The 2,254-nt window shown below is 43.2% G+C and carries 3 protein-coding genes and 1 pseudogene; all 4 read left to right on the top strand.

What is annotated here, in order from left to right; translation table 11 throughout:
- Positions 1-636 precede the first annotated feature (636 nt).
- The gene (locus tag EB241_RS20650; protein WP_233592667.1) at positions 637-936 is read left to right on the top strand and encodes a hypothetical protein; all 300 of its coding nucleotides are present in this window, start codon (positions 637-639) and stop codon (positions 934-936) included.
- Between the two features lie 7 nt (positions 937-943).
- A complete protein-coding gene (locus tag EB241_RS20645) occupies positions 944-1,402 on the top strand; it encodes an STM2901 family protein (protein WP_124234931.1) in 459 nt (152 codons plus the stop codon).
- Positions 1,396-1,734, top strand: a complete 339-nt coding sequence (locus EB241_RS20640) for a DUF1493 family protein (protein WP_124234930.1) — start codon at positions 1,396-1,398, stop codon at positions 1,732-1,734. Before EB241_RS20645 ends, EB241_RS20640 begins: the two co-directional genes overlap by 7 nt.
- A gap of 241 nt (positions 1,735-1,975) precedes the next feature.
- Positions 1,976-2,137 (top strand): annotated as a pseudogene (locus EB241_RS20635) (phage major capsid protein); the annotation flags it as partial.
- Between the last annotated feature and the right edge of the window lie 117 nt (positions 2,138-2,254).

Raw genomic sequence — 2,254 nt, 5'->3', positions numbered from 1 at the left:
CAGTTGAGCGGATTCGCGTTTAAATTCTGCGCTGAAACTTCTTCTTTTCATTGGAGCACCTGTAATGTTCTGAGGTGAGCATATCACCTCTGTTCAGGTGGCCAAATTCAGTGTGCCACTACAATCGGATATGCCGGGGGCTATGGCCGAGTATGGAAAAGTGTATGACAGGAGGAAGACAAAGCAGGGTATGAGGTCAAACCTTTCGCTGACGCCTGAGACTGATGAATGGATGCCGCAGTGCAACGAACCCGACAGCACAACTTAAAGATAATAAATAAGTGTTCACCGTGTCAGAAACTGATTAAATAACATAAAGATAGAGGGTGAACACTTTATTATTAACTGTTCACCAACTATTCACCTGTTCACCTTTTTTAGATTTGGTCGTGTTGGAGGTGACCAGTTAAGGTGAACACAAGTGAACACTTTTTTTTAGAGTGGTCACCCTATAATTTAATGATTTAAATAGGAAAAAAAGCAAAGGTGAACAGGTGAACACTTAAACGCATAAACTTTATTTTTCTGTATTTTATTTTGTCTGAATATCGTCAGACACTCTGAAAGAAATCAGGTAACGTTTATGAAAGGCAGTTTTGACCTGTACCAACTGACCGATTAACCGGAGAACGGAAAATGCCAGTAACGACTAAAGATATCAGTGACCATCATGATTATTACGGTATCACCGACATTCCAACTATGGACTTATCGCACTACCAGCAACTGCTGAACGAAGAGGCTTTTCTCTGGATGGATCACCATGAGTTTGTGAGAAGCACTTTTTCAGGTGAGATTCTGGCGACTAACCGTGAACAGCTTGACGCGCTGATTAAACATCTTCAGCACTCCGGCACGAAATGCCCAGGTAGCAACCCGGTATTGTTTTCAAACTGGCCGCATTGGTTTAAGTTAGAGGCTGGATTAATAACATGAGGCGCGTATGGATACGGTTGAAGAACTGAACGGAACTTATTTTTATGCTGGCAGACAAAATGTTAGTGCAAGTGAACTGCTGTTTATGATTTTCTGTGAGCAGGTTGCAAAGCAACTGGGGGTTGATGACTTTGGGGCCATTGTAGCGATTGTTGCAGGACTGAATATTGCGTCAACAAGAGGAAAGTTTGCTGGTGCAACACCAGGAACATCTTATGCTTCTATTGGAGCACGAAAGGTTTTCAGAAATGCAAAATTTCCTTGGGGAAAAGAGTTACCTTCAATCATTGGAGGGTATCCACCCCATAAACTTAACATTATTATGACTCGCAAAGTCAGCACTTTTGTGGGCCGTGCGATTCCTGTTGTTGGCTGGGTTATTCTTTCATCTGACTTATTTCAGATAACATTCCACACTGTGAGCAAGTATAATTCCATTGCCAGAGGGGATGACAAAATATGGTAGCGGAAGCTGAAGTTTTAGAGTTTTTCAGGTATGAATTATCAACCCCTGTATCCTGGAAAGCGGGAAGAGTTCCTCTTGAGATGGATACGGTATTACAGGATTATGCGGAACTGGACGAACTTCCCTATACCATTGACGATTATAGCGATAAATTTGGTATTGATATTTCTGCTTTGAATATTCAGGCTTATTATCCTGTTGTACAAAAGTCATTATTTACTCGACTCTTCCAAAGAAGTCTTATTCAACACGAAATAAATCAGCTTAGAAAACCACTCACGGTAAGAATGTTTGCTGAATCAGCCAAAGCAGGCCGCTGGCTTTATGACTGAGCAACCGGATAAATAATTTTGTAAATTATTCGTACCCATGATTACCCGTGCTTACCCCCGTCTTTGATAGGGGTTTTCTTTCTGTTTTTCATCTGTATCCTGGTGTGTGGCACTCAGACGTGAGCCGCCACTGGCCGTCAGGTTTGCCTCGCTCCTGACATAGCGTTCCTCACAACTGACGGCCTCCCCCCTCCCGGACTGGTTTCACGTCTCAACAATAATTGTTACGAGAAACCACAACATGAAAAAATTGCTTGAACTCTGCCAGGCGAAAGCCGCCCTCAAAACCCGGATGCATTCCATCATGGATAAAGCCACTGAGGAAAAACGCAACCTGAACGCCGAAGAAGGCAAACAGTTTGACGAACTCCGCGCCCAGGCCGAATCCCTTGATACTGTAGTGGTCAACAAAAACTGGCCACCGTTTTAGAGTTTTTCCAGTATCGGTTTTCCGATTCGTTTGGTGGTAACCCACCGTTATACTCGTGTGGTCTGAGCGCGCTGTAATACCTAACGATAT

Origin of the sequence: Erwinia psidii (assembly GCF_003846135.1) — a bacterium.
In the GTDB taxonomy this organism is placed as follows: domain Bacteria; phylum Pseudomonadota; class Gammaproteobacteria; order Enterobacterales; family Enterobacteriaceae; genus Erwinia; species Erwinia psidii.
This window is presented reverse-complemented; position numbering and strand designations above follow the sequence as displayed.